We start from the raw sequence: 20,819 nt of genomic DNA, 5'->3' as shown, positions 1-20,819 counted from the left end.
GAGAACTCATGTCTAAAGCGTTTTCGAGCGAAGTGGACGCCGGTTCGCGTGAGGAAAACGCGTCAAAACAAAAGTCGGAGTATGACGTCGCCGTTGTCGGCGGCGGATTGCTCGGCTCCGCGATTGCCTGGGGCCTCGGCCGGCTCGGCAAGAGCGTGGCCGTGCTCGACGAAGGCGACATCACCAAGCGCGCCTCGCGTGCGAATTTTGCGCTGGTCTGGGTTCAGAGCAAGGGTCTGGGCATGCCCGCCTATACCGTCTGGACCGTGCGGGCGTCGGAAGCCTGGGGCCGGCTCGCCTCGGAGCTGAAGCAGCAGACCGGGCTGGACGTCTCGCTCCAGCAGAATGGCGGCTTTCATCTCACGCTCGGCGACGACGAATTCGGCCAGCGCGCCGAGCTGGTCAAGCGCATGCACAACCAGACCGGTGCTGCCGATTACAAGATGGAGATGCTCTCCGCATCCGAGGTGAAGAAGTCGCTGCCGCTGATCGGGCCGGAAGTGTCCGGCGGCAGCTATTGCCCGCTCGACGGCCACGTCAATTCGCTGCGGACCTTCCGCGCCTTCCACACCGGCTTCAGGGCATTCGGCATCGACTATTTCCCGGAGCGCCCGGTCTCGGCGATCAGCAAGAGCGGTGGCGAATTCCGCCTGACCACGCCGAGGGGCGAATTGCGCGCCGCCAAGATCGTGCTCGCGGCCGGCAATGCCAACCAGACGCTGGCGCCGATGGTCGGCCTCCACGCGCCGATGGGTCCGACTCGCGGCCAGATCGTGGTGACCGAGCGCACCATGCCGTTCCTGCCGCATCCGCTGACCACGATCCGCCAGACCGACGAGGGCACCGTGATGATCGGCGACAGCAAGGAGGACGAGCTAGACGATCGCGCCCTGAAGCATTCGGTCAGCGCCGTGATGGCCGATCGCGCGCAAAGGATGTTTCCGCATCTGTCGCGGCTCAACGTGGTCAGGAGCTGGGCCGGCATTCGCGTGATGCCGCAGGACGGCTTTCCGATCTACGACCAGTCGGAGACGCATCCCGGCGCCTTTGTCGCCTGCTGCCATTCCGGCGTGACGCTCGCCTCCAACCACGCTTTCGAGATCGCGCGCATGGTCGCAGCTGGCGCGCTCGAGCCGGAGCTGGTCGGCGCGTTCTCGGCCAGCCGTTTCGGCGCTGCCGGTGCTGCGAACAACAGCGGCTATTAGAGATAGCTAAAGGAGCCAAGAGGCATCCCATGTTTAGACGATCCGAACAGGACAAGCGACCGCAGGTCCAGATCTTCGTGGATGGCACGGCCATCGCGGCGCGCCAGGGCGACACCGTCTCCGCCGCACTGCTGGCCTCCGGCCGCGACGCGCGCCGTTCCACCGCAGTGAGCGGCGCGCCGCGTCTGCCTTATTGCATGATGGGCGTGTGCTTCGACTGCCTCGTCACCATCGACGGCGTCGGGAACCGCCAGGGCTGCCTCGTGCCCGTCGCCGAGGGCATGCAAATCGAGATTCAGAAGGGCAAGCGGGAGATCGGAAAATGACTGTGGCTCCCAAGCGCGAAGCCTATGACGTCGTGGTGATCGGCGCCGGGCCCGCAGGTCTCGCGGCCGCCGCGACCTCCGCCGAAGCCGGCCTGTCGACGCTGCTGCTCGACGAGAACATCGGCCCCGGCGGCCAGGTGTTTCGCGCCATCTCGTCCACGCCCGTGACCGACCGCAACCAGCTCGGCGCCGACTATTGGGTCGGTGCCGATCTCGTTCAGTCGCTGCGCGCGAGCAATGCCGAGGTCATCCATCGTGCGACAGTCTGGAGCCTCGATCGCAATCTCGAGATCGCTGTCTCCATCGGCGGCGCCTCGGCTTTCGTCAAGGCAAAGCGCGTGATCCTCGCGACCGGTGCGCTGGAGCGGCCGTTCCCGATTCCCGGCTGGACGCTGCCGGGCGTGATGACCGCGGGCGCGGCGCAGACCATGCTGAAATCATCGGCGCTGGTGCCTGACGGACGCACGGTGATCGCGGGGCAGGGGCCTCTGCTCTGGCTGCTCGCCGCGCAGATCTTGCGGCTGGGCGGCCGCATCGATCGCATCCTCGACACCACCGAGCGTGGCAATTACTTCGCCGCGTTGCCGCACGCCTTCGCCTTCTTGACCTCGCCCTATTTCACCAAGGGCCTGTCGATGATGCGCGAGGTGAAGGCGAAGGTGCAGGTTGTCTCGGGTGTGACCGAGCTCTCGGCATCCGGTGATGGCCAGCTCGCGAATGTGAGCTATGTCGCCGGCGGCAAGCGCGAGACCATTCCTGCTGATCTTCTGTTGCTGCATCAGGGCGTCGTACCCAACATCAATCTGGCGATGTCGGCCGGAATCGAGCATCGCTGGGATGATCTGCAATTGTGCTGGTCGCCAGTGTTAGACGCGAGCGGCAATTCGTCTGTCGCTGGCATCGCGATCGCCGGTGACGGGGCCGGCATCGGTGGTGCCAATGCGGCGGTGGTCCGTGGCCGCATCGCGGCGCGCGCGGCGCTGGAGGCATTGGCGCCTGCGGTTGCGACAAAACTTGCGCCGATGGCGACGCTCCGTGCCGATCTCGCCAAGGCCGAGCGCGGCCGCGTCTTCCTCGACACGCTGTTCCGCCCGGCGCGGCAGTTCCGCATTCCCACGGGCGACACCATCGTGTGCCGCTGCGAGGAGGTGACCGCGAAGGACATTCTCGATGCCGTTGCCATCGGCGCGACTGGCCCGAACCAGCTCAAGGCCTATCGCCGCACCGGCATGGGTCCGTGCCAGGGCCGGCTCTGCGGCCTCACCGTGACCGAGTTGATGGCGCAGGCGCGAGGCAAGACGGCGCAGGAGATCGGCTATTACCGGCTGCGCGCGCCGGTCAAGCCGATCACGCTCGCCGAGCTCGCCGCCGTCCCGAAGAGCGAGGCCGACGTCAAGGCGGTGGTGCGCGGATGACCCAAAACGTGGATGCGATCGTCGTCGGCGGCGGCATCCACGGATGCTCGACCGCGCTGCATCTGTGCCTCGCCGGCATGAAGCCGGTGCTGATCGAGAAAGACTATGCCGGCCGCCACGCTTCCGGCGTCAATGCCGGCGGCGTCCGCCAACTCGCGCGGCACGTGCCCGAAATCCCGCTCTCGATCCGTTCGATGGGGATCTGGGAGAAGATCACCGATCTCCTCGACGACGATTGCAGCTTTGAGAGTTACGGTCAGGTTCTCGTCGCGGAGAACGAGGAGGAGCTCGCGGTCTGCCGCGCGCGTGTCGCTGAGCTGAACGAGCTCGGCTTCACCCATGAAGAGCTGATCGACGGGACTGAATTGCGGCGGCTGGTGCCGGCGGTGGCTGAAACTTGCCCCGGCGGGGTCGTCTCGCGTCGCGATGGGGCCGCCAATCCGGCGCAGACGACGACAGCGTTCCGGCGCAAGGCCGAGCAGCTCGGCGCGACCGTGCGCGAGGGCGTGGCTGCCAGCAACATCCGTCAGAGCGGCGGCCTCTGGCACGTCGATGTCGGCACCGAGACTTATGCCGCGCCGGTGCTCGTCAATGCCGCCGGCGCCTGGGCCGGGAACATCGCCGCCGCGCTCGGCGAGCCCGTTCCGGTCGAGACCGTGGCGCCGATGCTGATGATCACCTCGCGCGTGCCGCACTTCATCGACCCCGTCGTGATCCTGCGCGGGCGCAAACTCTCCTTCAAGCAATTCTCCAACGGCACCGTGCTGATCGGCGGCGGCCATCTGGCGACGCCCTATCAGGATCGCAACGAGACCGTGCTGGACTGGAAGAGCCTCGCGATCAGCGCGCGCACCGTGTTCGAGCTGTTCCCGGTGATGCGCAGCGCGACGATCGTCCGCGCCTGGGCCGGCATCGAGGCGAAGATGAAGGACGATATCCCTGTGTTCGGACCGAGCAGCCGCCACAAGGGCCTCTATCACCAGTTCGGCTTCTCGCTGCACGGCTTCCAGCTCGGCCCCGGCGCCGGCGCCGTGATGGCCGAGCTGATCGTCAACGGCGGCACCCAGACCCGAATCGGCGATCTCGGCATCGACCGTTTCCATCCTTCCACGCTCTAAAAAGAGGACATCATGAGCATCACCCGCAGCATCCGCACGCCCATCATGCATCGCGCCGTCGAGGCCAACGGCTTCGTCTTCATCGGCGGCACCATCGCCGACGACACCTCGGTCTCGATGGGCGATCAGACCCGCAACATCCTCGGCAAGATCGCCGGCTATCTGAAGGAAGCCGGCACCGACAAGTCGCGCGTCGTCAGCACCTCGATCTTCGTCACGGATCTTTCCAAGAAGAAGGAGATGGACGCGGTCTGGACCGAGTTCTTCGGCGACAACCTGCCGACGCGCGCCACCGTCGGCGTCGCCGATCTCGGCGGTGGCGCGCTGATCGAGGTGGTGGTCACCGCGCTCAAGGGCTGATGGCGCTCTTGCCTCTTCTCTCGGCTCTTCCCTCGGACCCCCTCACGGATCCGTGATCGAAACATGACGAAGATATAATGTTCGGAGCCGGCTGCGTCACTTTGACGCGCGGCCGGTTCCGTTTATCAGTGGGGCATCTGGCGGAAATGCCCATGTCCTCGCAGACCAACAATAACAAGCTGACGATCAAATTTCGCTGCCCAGGAGAGCTGGAGGGACTGCTGCCGCAGCCAACCCCGGCAAATCTTGGCGTTCCCGACTGGCTCAAGTCGATGCCAACGACGGCCTTCAGTGCCCTCAATCAGCAGGACGACGAGACGATCAAGCGCTGTCCGCCATTCATCGATGCGATGACATGCGGTTTTCTGATTCCGCTGATCTGCGATCTCCGGGTCGAAGACGGCGAGGTTAGCTGGGACAACGATATCCCGCCGGGCGGCGAGATCGATTTTCCGCGCTCCCCGATCAGCTTTCACGATCAGGGGCAGCTGACGGGCTCGCCGCTGTTCGAAGACGATCGCTTCGTCATCAAGTTTCACAATCTCTGGACCATCGAAGCACCGGAGGGCTACGCGTTGTTCTTCACGCATCCGGTCAATCGCTTCGATCTGCCCTTCACGACGCTGAGCGGTCTCGTCGATTGCGATCGCTATCGCGACAGCTGGATTCACTTTCCGGCCCACTGGCACAACACCAGCTTTCGCGGCGTGCTGCCCAAGGGCACGCCGATTGCGCAGTGCATTCCGGTCAAGCGCGAGGACTGGAGCAGGCAAACCTCCGCCTTTACGGAAGACGAGGCGCAGAAAGTTCACGCCCTGCGCGCCGCGCTGAAGCGCGAGCCGGGTCTGTACCGGCGGAAATTCAGGGCGTAGCCCGCTCGGGCCTGGCTCCGAGGAATTTCGCCGCGGCGCTCGGGCGGAAGAAGAAGCGGCCGTGCGACGAGGCGGCGAGTGTGAGGGCGGCGCGGCTGAGCATCTGCGGCCGTCCGCCATACACGGACCGCAGCGCCGCCTCGCCGCCGTCGCGTTCGCCCATCTCCATCAGGCAGATCGCGAGATTGGCGCGGGAGAGAGCGTCGTCCGGGCGAAGCCCGAGCGCGTGACGGTAGGTGTCGGCGGCCTCCGCATAGGCGCCGTCGAGAAGCTCGGCCCAGGCAAGTTCGGTCAGAATATCGGTGCGTCCCGGCGCGATCGCGCGCGCCGCGGTCAGCACGGTACGCGCTTTGGCGCGATTGTTATTCCGGACATGCATGCGGCCAAGGTCGAGTTGCAGATCGACGCTGGCCGGGGCGAGCGCGAGGGCTTGCTCTATCATCCCGACCGCCTCGCCAACCTCGCCGGCGTTCGCAAGCTGGCCCGCCAGCTCCTGGAACGCGGGCAGATAGGGCGGACGGCGCGCTGCGGTTCGCCGCAGTTGCGCCAGTCCATCGCTTCTGCGCCGCGCGGCACACAGCACATGGCCGAGCAGCGTCTCGATTTCGGGATCGCCATTGCGCTTCGCGGCTTTCTCCAGCGGCGCAATCGCCTCCTCCGCACGCTCCTGGCCGAGCAGGGCGTGGGCGAGGATCAGCACGGCATTCCGGTCGGAGCGATTTGATTTCAGGGCTTCGGTCGCAAGCTGCCTTGCAATGTCGAACTGCTTTGCACGTAGCGCCAGAAAGGCTTGCTGAAGCAGTTGGGCGAGGGGGCTATTCGGCTTGCCGCTCAAGAGATGGCCTCTTGGTTGAGACACGTTGTTTTTTGCCCCTTACCGCATGCCCCATGCAGCGTCCATCAACAGCTTCGTGATGCTTTGCTGATTGGCCCGGACGCGTCGCACAGAATGCGCCTTGATCTCGGCGCCCGGCGGGATTATCAGCGAGACATCAATCAGGAGTTTCGCATCCATGGATTCTACCCCGACCGCAACGCCCATCCGCCTTGCTCACGGGGAATTCCATGCCTGCATCGATCATTCTGTCGAACCTCTCGCTGTCCACGCTTGACGGCCGTCCTCTCCTTTCCGACCTCAACCTGACATTCGCGTCCGAGCGGACCGGTCTCGTCGGCCGCAACGGCGTCGGGAAAACGACGCTGCTTGCGTCGATGTCTGGGGACCATGGTCCCCAGTCCGGCCGCGTCCTCGTCAATGGCACCATCGGCGTGCTGCGCCAGGATGTGCAGTCGCCTGTGGGCGCGACCGTGGCCGACCTGTTCGGTGCGCGGCACGCCCTCGAGCTGCTGCGCAGTGCCGAACGTGGCGATGCCTCGGCTGACGATGTCGCCGCGATCGACTGGACGCTCGAAACGCGGTTGGAGGCTGCGCTGGCGCGCCTCGGCTTCGATGCGTCTCCCGATACGGAGCTATCGTGCCTTTCCGGCGGCCAGATCACACGCGTTCGTCTCGCCGCACTGGTCTTCGCCGAGCCGGACTTTCTGCTGCTGGACGAGCCTACCAATAATCTCGACCGGGATGGGCGCAAGGCGGTGACTGATCTCCTTGCCGCCTGGCGCGGCGGCGCGATTGTCGTCAGCCATGACCGGGGCCTGCTCGACACGATGGATGCGATCGTCGAGCTGACATCGCTCGGCGCCACGCGATACGGCGGCAACTGGACCAGCTACCGCGCGCAGAAAGCAGTGGAGCTTGCGGCTGTGAGGCACGACCTCGCGCATGCCGAGAGGCGCCTGTCCGAGATCGACGGCAAGGCGCAGGAGGCCGCTGAGAGGAAAGCGCGCAAGGACAGCGGCGGCAGGAAGAAGCGTGCCAAGGGTGACATGCCGCGAATCCTGGCCGGCGCGCGCAAGGACCGTAGCGAAGACACCGGCGGCAAGACCGCACAGATCGCCGAGCGGCGGCGCGGGGAGGCACTCGAAGCCGTCGACACCGCGCGCCAGCGGATCGAGATCCTTCAACCGCTGTCGGTGAAACTGCCGGCGACGAAGCTGCCGGCGGGCAGGGAGGTGCTTTGGCTTGACGAGGTCAGCGCCGGCTATCAGCCGGAGCAGCCGGTCCTGCGCGATCTCTCGCTCACGCTCGTCGGTCCGGAGCGCGTCGCGCTGGTCGGGCCTAACGGTTCAGGCAAGACGACGCTGCTGAAGCTGATTGCCGGCGAGTTGCGCCCGTTCGCGGGCACCGTGCGGGTCAGGCCGGACTTCGCGCTGTTCGACCAGAAGGTCAGCCTGCTCGACCCTGAGATCTCGATCCTGGAAAACTTCCGGCGTCTCAATCCGAAGGCGGGGGCGAACGAGTGCCATGCCGCGCTCGCGCGCTTCATGTTTCGCGCCGATGCGGCCCTGCAGATCGTCGGGAGCCTGAGTGGCGGGCAGCTGTTTCGTGCGGGCCTCGCCTGCGTTCTGGGCGGGTCGACGCCGCCGTCCCTGCTCATCCTGGACGAGCCGACCAACCATCTCGACATCGACTCCATCGAAGCGATCGAGGCAGGCTTGAGGGCCTATGACGGGGCGCTGCTCGTGGTCAGTCACGACGAGGCGTTCCTGCAGGCGATCGATGTCACGCGCAGGGTCGAGCTGGTCGCCAACTCGGCTCTCTAAGGCTCGTTGTTCGACAACAAATACCCGACGCCTTGCCCCCAGCGCGTCGGGTGGAAAGATAGACTATCAATCGGTGATCCCAACGCCATTGTTGTGACGCGTGCCTCGCCAATTCTCCAGTCCGGGAGACTACCGGCTGCATGGCGCGGCCTACGAGGCCGCGCTGCCGCCCGGTTCCAGCGCCTCGCCCATCTCCAGCGGATGAGCCATGGTCTCGTGCAGCGCCTCGCGATCGAGCTCGCCTTCGGAGATGCTGATGACGACGCAAGCGACGCCGTTGCCGATCAGGTTCGTGAGCGCGCGGCATTCGCTCATGAACTTGTCGATCCCGACCAGGATCGCGATCGACTGGATCGGGATGTCGGGCACGATCGAGAGCGTCGCGGCGAGCGTGATGAAGCCGGCGCCGGTCACGCCCGAGGCGCCCTTCGAGGTGATCATGGCGATCCCCAAAATGCCGAGCTCCTGCCAGATCGTCAGATGGGTGTTGGTCGCCTGCGCTAGGAACAGCGTCGCGAGCGTCATGTAGATGTTGGTGCCGTCGAGGTTGAAGCTGTAGCCGGTCGGAATGACGAGGCCGACCACCGAGCGCGAGGCGCCGAGGTGTTCCATCTTCTGGATCATCTGCGGCAGCACCGTTTCCGAGGAGGAGGTGCCGAGCACGATCAGGAGTTCGTCCTTGATATAGGCGATGAAGCGCAGGATCGAGAAGCCGGAGAGCCGCGCGATCGAGCCCAGCACGATCAACACGAACAGGATGCTGGTGAGATAGAACGTGCCGATCAGGGCGGCGAGGTTGAGCAGCGAGCCGAGCCCGTAGGCGCCGACGGTGAAGGCCATCGCGCCGAACGCGCCGATCGGCGCCACGCGCACGATGATACGGATGATGCCGAAGAACATTTTCGCGGCCTTGTCGATCGCGTCCGCGATCGGCTCGCCGGCCTTGCCGAGGAAGGCGATGGCGAAACCCGACAGGATCGAGATCAGCAGCACCTGAAGCAGGTCGCCGCGTGCGATCGCGCCCACATAGCTGTCGGGGATGATCGCCATCAGATGGGCGACGATGCCCTCTTCCTTGGCCTTGGTGACGTAGGTCGCGACCGACTTCGGATCGATCGTGGCGGGATCGATGTTGAAGCCGTGCCCGGGCTGGAGAATCTCGCCGACGAGGAGGCCGATGGCGAGCGCGACGGTCGAGACCGTCTCGAAATAGATCAGCGACTTCAGCCCCACCCGGCCGACGCGCTTGAGGTCGCCCATCGAGGAAATGCCGTGCACCACGGTGCAGAAGATCACCGGCGCGATCATCATCTTGATCAGCGCGATGAAGCCGTCGCCGAGCGGCTTCAGCTCCTTGCCGAGATCGGGATAGAAATAGCCGATGAGCACCCCGAGCGCGATCGCGATCAGCACCTGGATGTAGAGGATCTTGTACCAGGGTTGATGCCGGCGATGGATGGCTGGCTGGATCGCGACTTGTGTCATAGTGTGTGCCCCGGAGCGCATTGATTTTTGATTCTGCAAGATCTGGATTTTGCAAGCTTTGAATCTTGCATGACTCGCATCATGTGATGGTCGCCGCAGAAGCGACAATCACATTTTTGTCGGATCGCACGAAGATCGGTCGCTGCACCGCAACGGGGGGAATATGACAACCACGATGGGCTCGGACGAGCAGCCGCAGAGTTATTTTCCACGCTGGAAATTCAAGGCCTCGGGCGTGATCATGCCGGAGGAGCGGCTGTCATGGGGCCAGACTGTCGTCTCCGGTCTCCAGCATTGCGTCGCAATGTCGGGCTCAACGATCATCGCGCCGCTGCTGATGGGGTTCGATCCCAATGTTGCGGTCCTGTTCTCCGGCATCGGCACGCTGATCTTCTTCGTCATCGTCGCCGGGCGCGTGCCGAGCTATCTCGGCTCGAGCTTCGCGTTCATCGCCGTCGTCATCGCCGCCACCGGCTATGCCGGGCAGGGGCCGAATCCAAATCTCTCCGTCGCGCTCGGCGGCATCGTTGGCGCCGGCGTGCTCTACGGCGTGATCGCGCTGATCGTGATGTGGTCGGGCGTTGGCTGGGTCGAGCGCCTGATGCCGCCGGCCGTCACCGGCGCCGTGGTCGCCGCGATCGGCCTCAATCTCGCGCCCGTGGCGGTCAAGGCGGTGAGCGCAGGCGCGTTCGACACCTGGATCGGGCTCGCGACGGTGCTGATCATCGGCGTGGTGGCCGTTGCCGCTCCAGGCCTGTGGCGCCGCCTGCCGATCATCCTCGGTGCGATCGGCGGATATCTGCTGTACCTGCTGTTCGCGAACGGCCTCGGCTTCGGCAAGCCGATCGACTTCGCGCAACTCGCGGCCGCGCCGTGGCTGGGCATGCCAAGTTTCACCACGCCAACCTTCCAGGCTGATGCAATCTTTCTGATCGCGCCGGTTGCGGTCATCCTCGTCGCCGAGAACCTCGGTCACATCAAGGCCGTCGGCGCCATGACGGGCCGGAGCCTCGATGCCTATCTCGGCCGCGCGCTGTTCGCCGACAGCCTCGCGACCATCGTGGCGGCCTGCGGCGGCGGCACCGGCGTCACCACCTATGCCGAGAACATCGGCGTCATGGCGGCGACGAAGGTCTATTCGACGCTGTTGTTTGCATTCGCGGCCACGGTCTCGATCCTGCTCGGCTTCTCGCCGAAATTCGGTGCACTGATCCTGTCGATTCCGGGGCCCGTCATCGGCGGCCTCTCGATCGTGCTGTTTGGATTGATCGCCGCGATGGCCGGACGGATCTGGGTCGAGAACAAGGTCGACTTCGCAAATCCTGCGAACCTGATCACCGTCGCTGTGGCGCTGACCGCGGGCGCCGGTGATCTCACGCTCAAATTCGGCGCGTTCACGATCGGCGGGATCGGCACGGCGACCTTCGGCGCCATCATTCTCTACCAAATCCTGACCTCGCCGCTCGCGCGCCGCGCCGCGTGAATCCCTGCGATGCGCCAGCGGGATGGAACAAAACGCCGGTTCCGTCCATGATGAAGCATCCCCGGAGAAAGCTCATGCCGCAGACCGATCGCTCGACCCCGTTTTCCTCCCGCCTCGTCGGCCAATACGCGCTGGTGACCGGCGCCTCGCAAGGCATCGGCCGCGCCGTCGCCATCCGGCTCGCGCAGGAGGGCGCGACCGTCGCCATCAATTATGTCGATCACCCCGAGAGGGCCGAGGAAACACTTGTGCTTGCAAGGACGGGATCGGCTGACCGTGGTCACGGCAAGCTCGACCATGTCGTCGTCAAGGCCGATGTCAGCAATGAGCAGGAGGTCGCCGCGATGTTCGAGACGGTGCTTTCGCGCTGGAAGTGGCTCGACTGCCTCGTCAACAATGCCGGCTTCCAGCGGGAGTCGCCGAGCGAGGCGCTCGAGATCGAGACCTACCGCCGCATCATCGACGTCAATCTCAACGGCGCCGTGCTCTGCGCGCAGAAGGCACTCGCCCATTTCGTCGCGCGCGGCGGTGGCGGCAGCATTATCAACTGCTCCAGCGTCCACCAGATCATTCCGAAGCCCGGCTATCTCGCTTATTCGATCAGCAAGGGCGGCATCGCCAATCTGACGCGCACGCTGGCGCTGGAATTCGCCGGCCGCGGCATTCGGGTCAATGCGGTAGGCCCCGGCGCGATCGACACGCCGATCAACGCGGCCTGGACGGGTGATCCCGCCAAGCGCGGCGTCGTCACCAGCCACATTCCTCTGGAACGGGTCGGCACGCCGGAAGAGATCGCCGCCGTATTCGCCTTCCTCGCCTCGGATGACGCCAGCTACATCACGGGCCAGACCATTTACGCCTGCGGGGGCCTGACGCTGTTCCCCGAGTTTCGCGAGAACTGGGCGAGCTAGATTTGACCAGCTTCGACTGCGGGTGGCTGGTTACGTTGCGGCGGCGGGCATCTGGCAAAACGACACGGCGCAGACTACATCTGCGCGATGGCAAACCCTCCGCAGGCAAACCGTTCGCTCGAAGATTTCGTCGGCCGGCACGAACGTCTGTTCGTGCTGACCGGCGCCGGCTGCAGCACCAATTCGGGCATTCCCGATTATCGCGACAGCCACGGCAATTGGAAGCGGACCCAGCCGGTCAATTTCCAGGCCTTCATGTCGGAAGAGCCTACGCGCCAGCGCTATTGGGCGCGCAGCCTGATCGGCTGGCGGCGGTTCGGCCAGGCGAGGCCGAACGATGCGCACCATGCGCTCGCCCGGCTCGAGGCGAGCGGGCGCTGCGAGATGCTGCTGACCCAGAATGTCGACCGGCTGCATCAATCCGCCGGGCACCGGCAGGTGATCGATTTGCATGGCCGGCTCGATCTGGTGCGCTGCATGGGCTGCGGGGCAAAGACCTCGCGCAACGAATTCCAGGACAGGCTCGGCCGTGCCAATGCGGAATGGCTGACGCTCGATGCCGCCGATGCGCCTGATGGTGATGCCGATCTCGAGCATGCGGATTTTTCGTCGTTCAAGGTGCCCGCCTGCGAAACCTGCGGCGGCATCCTCAAGCCCGATGTCGTGTTCTTCGGCGAGAACGTCCCGCGCGATGTGGTCGCCACCGCGCAGGACCATCTGACGCAGGCCGACGCGATGCTGATCGTCGGCTCCTCGCTGATGGTCTATTCCGGTTTCCGCTTCGTGCGGGCTGCCGCGAACCGGCAAATTCCCATCGCCGCGGTCAATCTCGGACGCACCCGCGCCGACGATCTCCTCACGCTCAAGGTCGAGGAGCGCTGCGAGGCGGCGCTTGCATTCCTGCTCTGATCAGGCGCGAGACGAACACGTCTTGCCTATTGCATAGGTGCCAAGCAGAATAGCCGAGGCAGCGCTTTCCGCATGCTCGATGGCATGGAAATTGCTGCGATTTCACCGTGGGTTTTGACGATCAGCTTCACCCTGAGTTTTGAAGATCAGCCGGAGAATTTGGAATGCTTGAGGGAGCCGAGGTGCGGCTTGCCGTTGATATCGGTGGCACGTTCACCGACATCGTGCTGGACGTGGGGCAGGATCGCAAGACGCGTAAGGTGCTGACGACGCCGCAGCGGCCTGAGGAGGCGGTGCTGGATGGCATGCGTCTCATTCTCACTGACGCGCGCGCGCATATGAGCGACATCGACGTCTTTATTCACGGCACGACGCTCGCGACCAATGCGATCATCGAGCGCCGCGGCGCCAAGACCGCGCTGATTGCGACCGACGGCTTTCGCGACGTGCTCGATATCGGCACCGAGAGCCGCTATGACCAGTACGATCTCAGCATCGACAAGCCGAGGCCGCTGGCGCCGCGGTCGCTCCGCTTCACCGTGCCGGAACGGATCGACGCGCACGGCACCGTTCGCCTCCCGCTGGACGAGGCGGCAGTGCGTGCACTCGCGCCGAAATTGCGCGCGCTGAGCGTCGAGAGCGTCGCAATCGCCTTCCTGCACTCCTACGCCAATCCCGAGCACGAGCGCCGCACGGCCGCGATCCTCGGCGAGGAGATGCCCGGCATCTCCGTGACCGTGTCTTCCGCGGTGTGTCCGGAGATCCGCGAATACGAGCGCACCTCCACCGCGGTCGCCAACGCCTACGTGCAACCCCTGATCGACGGCTATCTCGCCCGCATGGCGGATGCCTTGCAGGTCGAGCAATTCCGCGGCGCGATTTATCTCGTCACCTCCGGTGGCGGCGTCACCTCGATCGAGACGGCGCGGCGCTTTCCGGTGCGCCTCGTCGAATCCGGTCCCGCCGGCGGTGCGATCTTCGCGGCGCAGATCGCAGCGCGGCTCGGCGAGAGCAAGGTGCTGTCCTTCGACATGGGCGGCACGACCGCAAAAATCTGCCTGATCGAAAAATACCAGCCCGAGACCTCGCGCGTGTTCGAGGTCGATCGCGCGGCGCGCTTCCTGAAGGGCTCCGGCCTGCCGGTGCGCATCCCCGTGATCGAGATGGTCGAGATCGGCGCCGGTGGCGGCTCGATCGCGCATGTCGATGCGATGAAGCGTGTTACCGTCGGCCCCGAGAGCGCCTCGTCGGAGCCGGGCCCTGCCTGCTACGGCCGCGGCGGCCAGCGGCCGGCCGTGACGGATGCGGACGTAGCCCTCGGTATGATCGATCCTGATGCCTTTGCGGGCGGCACGATCAAGCTCAGCCCGGAGCTTTCCAAGGCGGCGCTGTTGCGCGCCGTCGGCGAGCCGCTGGGGCTGTCGGCGGAAACCGCGGCTTATGCCGTGCACGAGGTCGTCTGCGAGAACATGGCGAGTGCGGCGCGTGTACACGCGGTCGAGCGCGGCGAGATCGTCGGCCAGCACACGCTGATCGCCTTCGGTGGCGCGGCGCCGCTGCATGCGGCCCGTGTCGCCGAGAAGATCGGCGTCTCGCGGGTCATCGTGCCCTCGAATGCCGGTGTCGGCTCGGCGGTCGGCTTCCTGGCTGCTCCCATTGCCTATGAGCTGGTGCGCAGCCGCCATGTCCGCCTCGATGATTTCGACACGGCGGGGGTCTCGGAGCTGCTCCAGGAGATGGTGACCGAGGCGCGCGCGCTGGTGGAGCCGGGCGCGGCCGGTGCGCCGGTGCGCGAACGCCGCGCGGCCTTCATGCGATATGTCGGCCAGGGCCATGAGATCTCGGTCGAGCTGCCGAACCGGCGGCTGACATCGGCCGATCTCGTCGGGCTGCGCCAGAAGTTCGAGGCCGACTATTCGGCGATGTTCGAGCGGCCGATCCCGGGCGCCGCGATCGAGGTCCTGAGCTGGTCGGTGCTCGCGACCACCGATGCGCAAAATCCTTCTGTCGTCGCTTCCGTTGCCCGCAAGCCCGCCGGCAAGGCCTCGGGCAGCCGCAAATTCTTCGACGGACGCGCGGGGGAGGTGATCGATATCCCGCTCTATCGGCGCGAGGACATGGCACCGGGCGCGACCATTGCGGGTCCCGCCGTGATCGCCGAGGACGAGACGTCCACCTTCGTCTCCAACAGTTTTGACGCCCATATCGACGGTGCCGGCAGCATCGTCATGGAACGAAAGGCGGCCTGATCATGAGCAAGGCAAATGGCGCGAGCCTGATCGACCTTCAGATCATGTGGCACCGGCTGATCGCGGTGGTCGAGGAGCAGGCGCAGGTGTTGCTCCGCACCGCCTTCAGCCCGATCGTGCGCGAATGCGGCGACCTCTCCGCCGGCGTGTTCGACCTCAGGGGGCGGATGCTGGCGCAGGCGGTGACCGGCACGCCCGGCCACGTCAACTCGATGGCGGAATCGGTCAAGCACTTCATTGCGCATTTTCCGATCGAGACGATGAAGGAAGGCGACGCCTACATCACCAACGATCCCTGGATGGGGACGGGTCACCTCAACGACTTTGTCGTCACCACGCCCTGCTTCAAGGACGGCAAGCCGGTCGCGCTGTTTTCCTGCACCAGCCACCTCATGGACATCGGCGGCATCGGCTTCGGCCCCGACGCCACCGACGTGTTCATGGAGGGGCTCTACATCCCCATGCTCAAGCTGATCGACCAGGGCGTCGTCAACGAGACGCTGATGGCGATGATCCGCACCAACACGCGGCTGCCGATCGACACCGAGGGCGACACCTATTCGCTCGCCGGCTGCAACGATGTCGGCTGCGAACGCCTGGTCGAGATGATGACCGAGTTCGAGATCGACACGCTCGACGAGCTCGGCGACTACATCTGCGACCGTTCGCGCGAGGCCGTGCTCGCCGAGATCGCAAAGCTGCCGAAGGGCAGCTGGCGCAACAGCATGGTCGTGGACGGCTACGATGCGCCGGTGACGCTCGCCGCGACGCTGACGATCTCGGACGAGGGCATCCACGTCGATTTCGACGGCACCTCTGCTGCCTCGAAATTCGGCATCAACGTGCCCTTGTCCTACACCACGGCCTATACCGTGTTCGGCCTCGGCTGCGTCGTCGCCTCGCAGATCCCGAACAATGCCGGCTCGCTCTCGCCGCTGACGGTGTCGGCTCCCCCCGGCGCGATCCTGAACGCACCAAAGCCCGCGCCGGTCGCCTCGCGCCACATCATCGGCCAGATGCTGCCCGACGTGGTGTTCGGCTGCCTGCGCCAGATCATTCCCGAGCGCGTACCCGCGGAAGGCACCTCCTGCCTGTGGAATCTCAACGTGCGCGGACAGACGCGAAGCGGCGTCGGCGGCAATTACGGGTTCTCGATGGCGGTGACTTCGAACGGCGGTACCGGTGCGCGCTTTGCGAAGGACGGGCTGTCGGCGACCGCCTATCCCAGCGGCGTGCGCGGCACGCCGGTCGAGATCGCGGAGACGCAGACGCCTTTGATCTTCTGGCGCAAGGAGCTGCGTCCGGATTCCGGCGGGGCAGGGCGCACGCGCGGCGGCCTCGGCCAGATCATCGAGGTCGGCAGCGGCGTCGATGCGCCGTTCGACATCCTGGCTGCGTTCGACCGCATCGATCATCCGCCGCGCGGACGCGACGGCGGCCAGAACGGCGAGGCCGGTTATGTCGGCCTGAAATCCGGCAAGAAGCTGCGTGGCAAAGGCTTTCAGCAGGTGCCGCCGGATGACCGCCTCGTTGTGCTGACGCCCGGCGGCGCCGGCATCGGCGCGCCCGCCGAGCGCGATCGCGCGGCGGTCAACGACGACATCGAGAGCGGCCTCGTGTCCGCTGACAATGCAGTTGAGGTTTATGGCTACGCGCGGTGATGCGTCAGCGCGCTTGGTAAACGGAGGGGCTCAATGATCACGCGACGGAATTTCACCGCGGGCGCAGCGACGCTGCTCGCCGCTGGTCACATCTCGACCCGCGCGCGGGCCGCGACGGTAAGCTGGGACATGTCGACGGTGTGGCCCGACGGCAATTTCCACACCCAGAATGCGATGGCCTTCGCCGAAGAGGTGAAGAAGCAGAGCAGCGGCTCGGTCGCGATCACCGTGAAGGCGGGCGGCCAGCTCGGCTTCAAGGGCCCCGAACATCTCCGCGCCGTGCGCGACGGTCTGGTGCCGCTCGCCGACGTCCTCAACATCCAGCAGGTCGGCGACGAGCCCTTCATGGGCGTCGAGAGCATTCCCTTCCTCTGCGGTTCGATGGACGAGCTGAAAGTGCTGCACAAATATGTGCGGCCCGAATACGAGAAGGTCGCCGCGCGCAACAACCAGAAAATCCTCTACATCGTGCCGTGGCCGACGCAGTATCTGCATCTCAAGACCAAGGTTGCCGACGTCGAGGGCCTGAAGAACATCAAGATCCGCGTCCCCGACAAGAATGCCGTCGACATGCTGGCCGTGGTCGGCATGGCGCCGGTCATGATCCCCTGGGGCGAGACCATCCCCGCGCTCGCGTCCGGCGCGGTCTCCGGCGTCTCCACCTCGGCGGTGTCCGGTGTCGACGGCAAGTTCTGGGAATTCCTGAAATACATCTATCCGACCAATCACGTCTGGTCGTCGCAGATGCTCACCGTCAATCTCGATTCCTGGAAGGCCCTCAGCCCCGATCAGCAGCAGCTCGTCACGGGCGTCGCCGCCAAGATGGAGCCGGGCTTCTGGGCGAACTCGCTCAAGGCCGACGTCGATAGCCTCAACCGCCTCAAGGAGGGCGGCATGGAGGTGGTGCCGGTTTCCGAGGCCATGATCACGGACATCCGGGCCAAGACCGCGCCGCAGCTCGACGCGTTCCTCAAGCGCGTGCCGGCGGCCGACAAGCCGGTGCGGGCCTATCTCGCCGAAATGAAGCGCTGAGAATTGGGTTATGGTCAGCGTTTCGCCAGCGGCTCCGCAAAGTCTCAACGCAGCGGCGCCGGCGCCGCTGCGCATCCTGCTCGACGGCATCGATCGTCTCGGCCGGCTCGACGGCTGGATCGGCGGCGGCTGCCTGCTGACCCTGACTCTTCTGATGCTGTGCGAGGTCGCAACCCGCTTCCTCTCGAACTTCCTGCCGTTCTTCCCGCCGACGATCTCGATCGCGTGGGAATACTCCTCCTACCTGATGGCGGCCTCGTTCACCTTCGGTGCCGCCATGACGCTGCGTGTCGGCGGCCACATCCGCGTCGTGCTGCTGCTCAAGAACGTGCCGCCACCGGTGCAGCGTGCGATCGAAATCCTGTCGGCCTCGGCCGGCTTTGCCTTCATGGCGTTCCTGACCTCGTCGATGGCGAAGTTCGCCTTCGGCGCCTATGTGCGCGGCCAGGTCTCGACCTCGAGCGACACGCCGCTGTGGTTTCCGGAGGCCGTGGTCACCTTCGGCATGCTGCTGCTGACGCTCCAGTTCCTCGCGCGCGCGATCCAGGCCATGCTTGGCCTGCCGCTGGAGGATCACCGCATGAAGGCCTCGCCCGTCGAATGACCGCTTTGCTCGCTCCCGGATTGAAGATCGCATGACCATCGAAGTCGTTGCCCTGTTTGGGATCCTGTTCGCGTTGCTGGCGGGCGGTGTCTGGATCGGCCTCACGCTCGCGCTCACCGCGACACTGCTGCTCGCGATGTTCCGCTCGATCCCGCTCGACAAGCTGCTGCCGCAATACGCCTGGAACATTCTGACCACGCAGGAGCTGCTGGCGCTGCCGCTGTTCATCCTGATGGGCGAGCTGCTGTTCCGCACGCGCCTGTCGCGCTCGCTGTTCCAGGGACTCGCGCCGTGGGCGGGCCTGCTGCCGGGCCGCCTGCTGCATGTAAACGTGATCGGCTGCACCATCTTCGCGGCGATCTCGGGCTCGTCGGCTGCGACCACGCAGGTGATCGGCCGCATGTCGCTCAACGAGCTCTTGCGCCGCGGCTATTCGCGCGACATCGCGATCGGCTCGCTCGCCGGCGCCGGGACCCTCGGCTTCCTGATTCCGCCGTCCAACATCATGATCATCTACGGCGTGCTCGGCGACGTTTCCATTCTCAAGCTGTTTACGGCCGGCGTGCTGCCCGGCCTGCTCTTGGCCGCCACCTTCATGGGCTGGGTGATGCTGCACACGACGCTCAAGCCCGCGATGGTGCCGGAGACGGAAGCAAAACTCTCGCAGGTGCCGTGGGGCGAACGCTTCGCCGCCTTGAAGGACCTGGCGCCGGCGCTGTTCCTGATCGCCTGCGTGCTCGGCTCGATGTATGGCGGGCTCGCGACGCCATCGGAGGCCGCCGCCGTCGGCGTGCTCGGCGCCGGGCTGGTCGCCTGGGCGCAGGGCTCGATGTCGCAGCAGGTGATGCGCGACGTGCTGATCGGTTCGGTCGTGACCTGCTCGATGATCGCGCTGATCGTGCTCGGCGCATCGATCCTCGGCAATGCCGCAGCGTTCCTCGGCATTCCTCAGGCAGTGGCCGCCTTCGTCAAGGGCCTCGGCCTGTCGCCCTTCATGCTGATCGTGGTGCTGATCATCTTCTACCTGATCCTCGGCTGCTTCCTCGACGGCTTCTCGATGATCGTGATGACGTTGCCGATCGTGCTGCCGATCGTGAAGGGCGCGGGCTTCGACGAGATCTGGTTCGGCATCTTCCTCGTGCTCGCCGTCGAGATGGCGCAGATCACGCCGCCGGTCGGATTCAACCTGTTCGTGATCCAGGGCCTGACCGAAGACGGCCTCGGCTACATCGCGCGTGTCACAATGCCGTATCTCATCATCATGGTCGGCTTCGTGCTGCTGCTGACGCTGTGGCCTGGGATCGTCACGATCCTGCCGCGGGTGCTGTACGGATAGCTCGGGCTACCCGCCGCAGTCGTTTGGCGCGGGCTTCCCGGCAAAGCGGTCGGTCATCCAGTTCACAGCGGCCATCGTGCTCGCCTGTGCGGCGCGGCCGTGTCCGATGTTGGGAAGGGTGACCATTTTCACGGGGCTGCCCGCCTTGCACAGCCGGCCCATATAGGCCCGCGTCACCGCGGGCGGGATGATCTGGTCGACAGTCCCCTGAGCTAGGAATACTGGCACGCCGGCGGGCAACGTGCCGGCGCTGTTCTTCTCCAGCAGCGAGCGCCACGGCTCGGCTTTGGTCGGGTCGGGCACGGTCAGGAAATGTTGCTGGAGCGGCCGCTCGGTCCTCTGGCGGATGAAGATGTCGAATGGTCCCTCGATGCATTCGCGTGCCAGCCGGTCGATCACCGGCAGCGCGCGCGGATCGAGGACGCCGTCGAGCGCGGCGCCGTAGACGCGATGCCACGACCATAGCGTCATCGCCGTGATGTTCTTGCCACCGACGGAGTTGATATCGTCGCTCATCAGCGTGGCAAGATCGGTTGCGGGCGCTGCAGCCGCGACGCCCAGCAGACGGAGATCGGGAGCGTAGGTCGGCGCCAGCTGTCCCGCGAACAACACGGCCTGTCCACCTTGCGAGTGTCCCCACAAGGTAAAATCCTTGGCCCCGCCGCCAAGATCGCGCGCCACGCGCACGATGTCGAGCACGGCACGGCCTTCGCTCTCGCCGACGAGATAGGGATGCGGACCCGGCGTGCCGAGCCCGGGATAGTCCGTCGCCGCGACGATGTAGCCGCGCGCCACCATCGAGCGCAGCCCCTGGATCTGCTGGAACAGGAAGATCGCAAGCGACGGCGCGCAACGCGGCACGATGCCCGAGGTCGGATGCGCCCAGGCGACGATCGAGCGGCCGCCCGGTGGCGGCGGTCCTTGCGGCACGATGACGACGCCCGAGACGAGAATGGGCTCGCCCTTCAATCCGGTTGAGCGATAGAGCAGGCGAAGGGCCGATGCGCCGAGCGGCGCGCCATCCATCGGCTCTTGCCGCACCAGACTGCCAGGCGGTCCATCCGCAAGCGATGCCGGTGCATCGTAAAATGCCGATTGCGTGTGGGCAGTCGCGATGCCGGCGGCGAACATGACGAGTGCGGCCATCAGAGCGCGGGCGGTGCCAAGCATTTGCGATCCGATCCAGCGCATG

The 20,819-nt window shown here is 65.6% G+C and carries 19 protein-coding genes; 15 read left to right on the top strand and 4 right to left on the bottom strand.

The features are described 5' to 3' along the window. The first annotated feature begins 8 nt into the window (after nucleotides 1-8). From AB7008_RS42410 to AB7008_RS42385, 6 genes are all read left to right on the top strand, one after another. Nucleotides 9-1,205: an NAD(P)/FAD-dependent oxidoreductase gene (locus AB7008_RS42410; protein ID WP_441260781.1), complete on the top strand. Its 1,197-nt coding sequence runs from the start codon at nucleotides 9-11 to the stop codon at nucleotides 1,203-1,205. A 29-nt stretch (nucleotides 1,206-1,234) separates the two neighbouring features. Continuing rightward, nucleotides 1,235-1,531 (top strand): (2Fe-2S)-binding protein, encoded by a 297-nt coding sequence (locus AB7008_RS42405; RefSeq protein ID WP_038932306.1) that lies wholly within the window; start codon nucleotides 1,235-1,237, stop codon nucleotides 1,529-1,531. Next, nucleotides 1,528-2,946, top strand: a complete 1,419-nt coding sequence (locus AB7008_RS42400; protein ID WP_441260780.1) for an NAD(P)/FAD-dependent oxidoreductase — start codon at nucleotides 1,528-1,530, stop codon at nucleotides 2,944-2,946. The genes AB7008_RS42405 and AB7008_RS42400 overlap by 4 nt, the downstream gene beginning before the upstream one ends. After that, the gene (locus AB7008_RS42395; RefSeq protein WP_441260779.1) at nucleotides 2,943-4,064 is read left to right on the top strand and encodes an NAD(P)/FAD-dependent oxidoreductase; all 1,122 of its coding nucleotides are present in this window, start codon (nucleotides 2,943-2,945) and stop codon (nucleotides 4,062-4,064) included. The genes AB7008_RS42400 and AB7008_RS42395 overlap by 4 nt, the downstream gene beginning before the upstream one ends. Nucleotides 4,065-4,076: 12 nt before the next feature. Further along, a complete protein-coding gene (locus AB7008_RS42390; protein ID WP_028151454.1) occupies nucleotides 4,077-4,424 on the top strand; it encodes a RidA family protein in 348 nt (115 codons plus the stop codon). Between the two features lie 146 nt (nucleotides 4,425-4,570). Next, on the top strand, nucleotides 4,571-5,296 hold the full coding sequence (locus AB7008_RS42385) for a hypothetical protein (protein ID WP_041953859.1): 726 nt from the start codon (nucleotides 4,571-4,573) through the stop codon (nucleotides 5,294-5,296). Here the strand turns inward: AB7008_RS42385 and AB7008_RS42380 are convergent. Both AB7008_RS42380 and AB7008_RS42375 read right to left on the bottom strand, forming a co-directional pair. Further along, nucleotides 5,286-6,131 (bottom strand): tetratricopeptide repeat protein, encoded by an 846-nt coding sequence (locus AB7008_RS42380; protein WP_028161116.1) that lies wholly within the window; start codon nucleotides 6,129-6,131, stop codon nucleotides 5,286-5,288. The two genes, AB7008_RS42385 and AB7008_RS42380, sit on opposite strands and share 11 nt — an antisense overlap. Before the next feature lie 39 nt (nucleotides 6,132-6,170). Beyond that, nucleotides 6,171-6,311 carry a hypothetical protein gene (locus tag AB7008_RS42375; RefSeq protein ID WP_155256344.1) on the bottom strand — a complete coding sequence of 47 codons (141 nt, stop codon included), beginning with the start codon at nucleotides 6,309-6,311 and terminating at the stop codon, nucleotides 6,171-6,173. A 50-nt stretch (nucleotides 6,312-6,361) separates the two neighbouring features. Between AB7008_RS42375 and AB7008_RS42370 the strand changes: the two genes are divergently transcribed. After that, a complete protein-coding gene (locus AB7008_RS42370; RefSeq protein WP_441260778.1) occupies nucleotides 6,362-7,957 on the top strand; it encodes an ABC-F family ATP-binding cassette domain-containing protein in 1,596 nt (531 codons plus the stop codon). A 150-nt stretch (nucleotides 7,958-8,107) separates the two neighbouring features. On the opposite strand, the gene AB7008_RS42365 is transcribed toward AB7008_RS42370, so the two are convergent. Then, nucleotides 8,108-9,442 (bottom strand): dicarboxylate/amino acid:cation symporter, encoded by a 1,335-nt coding sequence (locus AB7008_RS42365; protein ID WP_028161114.1) that lies wholly within the window; start codon nucleotides 9,440-9,442, stop codon nucleotides 8,108-8,110. Nucleotides 9,443-9,605: 163 nt separating this feature from the next. On the opposite strand from AB7008_RS42365, the gene AB7008_RS42360 reads away from it, so the two are divergent. From AB7008_RS42360 to AB7008_RS42325, 8 genes are all read left to right on the top strand, one after another. After that, complete coding sequence (locus AB7008_RS42360) at nucleotides 9,606-10,925, top strand: solute carrier family 23 protein (RefSeq protein WP_441260777.1); 1,320 nt, start codon at nucleotides 9,606-9,608, stop codon at nucleotides 10,923-10,925. A 74-nt stretch (nucleotides 10,926-10,999) separates the two neighbouring features. After that, a complete protein-coding gene (locus tag AB7008_RS42355; RefSeq protein ID WP_441260776.1) occupies nucleotides 11,000-11,836 on the top strand; it encodes an SDR family oxidoreductase in 837 nt (278 codons plus the stop codon). A gap of 87 nt (nucleotides 11,837-11,923) precedes the next feature. Further along, nucleotides 11,924-12,745 (top strand): NAD-dependent protein deacetylase, encoded by an 822-nt coding sequence (locus tag AB7008_RS42350; RefSeq protein ID WP_441260775.1) that lies wholly within the window; start codon nucleotides 11,924-11,926, stop codon nucleotides 12,743-12,745. A gap of 164 nt (nucleotides 12,746-12,909) precedes the next feature. Continuing rightward, nucleotides 12,910-14,994 carry a hydantoinase/oxoprolinase family protein gene (locus AB7008_RS42345; RefSeq protein ID WP_441260774.1) on the top strand — a complete coding sequence of 695 codons (2,085 nt, stop codon included), beginning with the start codon at nucleotides 12,910-12,912 and terminating at the stop codon, nucleotides 14,992-14,994. 2 nt (nucleotides 14,995-14,996) lie between these two features. Further along, nucleotides 14,997-16,655 (top strand): hydantoinase B/oxoprolinase family protein, encoded by a 1,659-nt coding sequence (locus AB7008_RS42340; RefSeq protein WP_441260773.1) that lies wholly within the window; start codon nucleotides 14,997-14,999, stop codon nucleotides 16,653-16,655. A 33-nt stretch (nucleotides 16,656-16,688) separates the two neighbouring features. Continuing rightward, entirely contained in the window at nucleotides 16,689-17,687 is a 999-nt protein-coding gene (locus tag AB7008_RS42335) for a TRAP transporter substrate-binding protein (RefSeq protein WP_028161108.1), read from the top strand. 10 nt (nucleotides 17,688-17,697) lie between these two features. Continuing rightward, entirely contained in the window at nucleotides 17,698-18,291 is a 594-nt protein-coding gene (locus AB7008_RS42330) for a TRAP transporter small permease subunit (RefSeq protein WP_304491403.1), read from the top strand. A 31-nt stretch (nucleotides 18,292-18,322) separates the two neighbouring features. Next, complete coding sequence (locus AB7008_RS42325; RefSeq protein WP_028161106.1) at nucleotides 18,323-19,627, top strand: TRAP transporter large permease; 1,305 nt, start codon at nucleotides 18,323-18,325, stop codon at nucleotides 19,625-19,627. Between the two features lie 6 nt (nucleotides 19,628-19,633). On the opposite strand, the gene AB7008_RS42320 is transcribed toward AB7008_RS42325, so the two are convergent. Next, a complete protein-coding gene (locus AB7008_RS42320; RefSeq protein ID WP_441260772.1) occupies nucleotides 19,634-20,818 on the bottom strand; it encodes an alpha/beta fold hydrolase in 1,185 nt (394 codons plus the stop codon). Nucleotide 20,819 lies beyond the last annotated feature (1 nt).

It is taken from the genome of Bradyrhizobium sp. 521_C7_N1_3, from assembly GCF_052075975.1.
Lineage (GTDB): Bacteria > Pseudomonadota > Alphaproteobacteria > Rhizobiales > Xanthobacteraceae > Bradyrhizobium > Bradyrhizobium japonicum.
This window is presented reverse-complemented; position numbering and strand designations above follow the sequence as displayed.

Excerpts from the sequence above, each read along its gene's own strand:
- AB7008_RS42410 (WP_441260781.1), top strand. The coding sequence starts at position 9 with ATGTCTAAAGCGTTTTCGAGCGAAGTGGACGCCGGTTCGCGTGAGGAA.
- AB7008_RS42405 (WP_038932306.1), top strand. The coding sequence starts at position 1,235 with ATGTTTAGACGATCCGAACAGGACAAGCGACCGCAGGTCCAGATCTTC.
- AB7008_RS42400 (WP_441260780.1), top strand. The coding sequence starts at position 1,528 with ATGACTGTGGCTCCCAAGCGCGAAGCCTATGACGTCGTGGTGATCGGC.
- AB7008_RS42395 (WP_441260779.1), top strand. The coding sequence starts at position 2,943 with ATGACCCAAAACGTGGATGCGATCGTCGTCGGCGGCGGCATCCACGGA.
- AB7008_RS42390 (WP_028151454.1), top strand. The coding sequence starts at position 4,077 with ATGAGCATCACCCGCAGCATCCGCACGCCCATCATGCATCGCGCCGTC.
- AB7008_RS42385 (WP_041953859.1), top strand. The coding sequence starts at position 4,571 with ATGCCCATGTCCTCGCAGACCAACAATAACAAGCTGACGATCAAATTT.
- AB7008_RS42375 (WP_155256344.1), bottom strand. The coding sequence starts at position 6,311 with ATGGATGCGAAACTCCTGATTGATGTCTCGCTGATAATCCCGCCGGGC.
- AB7008_RS42370 (WP_441260778.1), top strand. The coding sequence starts at position 6,362 with ATGCCTGCATCGATCATTCTGTCGAACCTCTCGCTGTCCACGCTTGAC.
- AB7008_RS42365 (WP_028161114.1), bottom strand. The coding sequence starts at position 9,442 with ATGACACAAGTCGCGATCCAGCCAGCCATCCATCGCCGGCATCAACCC.
- AB7008_RS42360 (WP_441260777.1), top strand. The coding sequence starts at position 9,606 with ATGACAACCACGATGGGCTCGGACGAGCAGCCGCAGAGTTATTTTCCA.
- AB7008_RS42355 (WP_441260776.1), top strand. The coding sequence starts at position 11,000 with ATGCCGCAGACCGATCGCTCGACCCCGTTTTCCTCCCGCCTCGTCGGC.
- AB7008_RS42350 (WP_441260775.1), top strand. The coding sequence starts at position 11,924 with ATGGCAAACCCTCCGCAGGCAAACCGTTCGCTCGAAGATTTCGTCGGC.
- AB7008_RS42345 (WP_441260774.1), top strand. The coding sequence starts at position 12,910 with ATGCTTGAGGGAGCCGAGGTGCGGCTTGCCGTTGATATCGGTGGCACG.
- AB7008_RS42340 (WP_441260773.1), top strand. The coding sequence starts at position 14,997 with ATGAGCAAGGCAAATGGCGCGAGCCTGATCGACCTTCAGATCATGTGG.
- AB7008_RS42335 (WP_028161108.1), top strand. The coding sequence starts at position 16,689 with ATGATCACGCGACGGAATTTCACCGCGGGCGCAGCGACGCTGCTCGCC.
- AB7008_RS42330 (WP_304491403.1), top strand. The coding sequence starts at position 17,698 with ATGGTCAGCGTTTCGCCAGCGGCTCCGCAAAGTCTCAACGCAGCGGCG.
- AB7008_RS42325 (WP_028161106.1), top strand. The coding sequence starts at position 18,323 with ATGACCATCGAAGTCGTTGCCCTGTTTGGGATCCTGTTCGCGTTGCTG.
- AB7008_RS42320 (WP_441260772.1), bottom strand. The coding sequence starts at position 20,818 with ATGCGCTGGATCGGATCGCAAATGCTTGGCACCGCCCGCGCTCTGATG.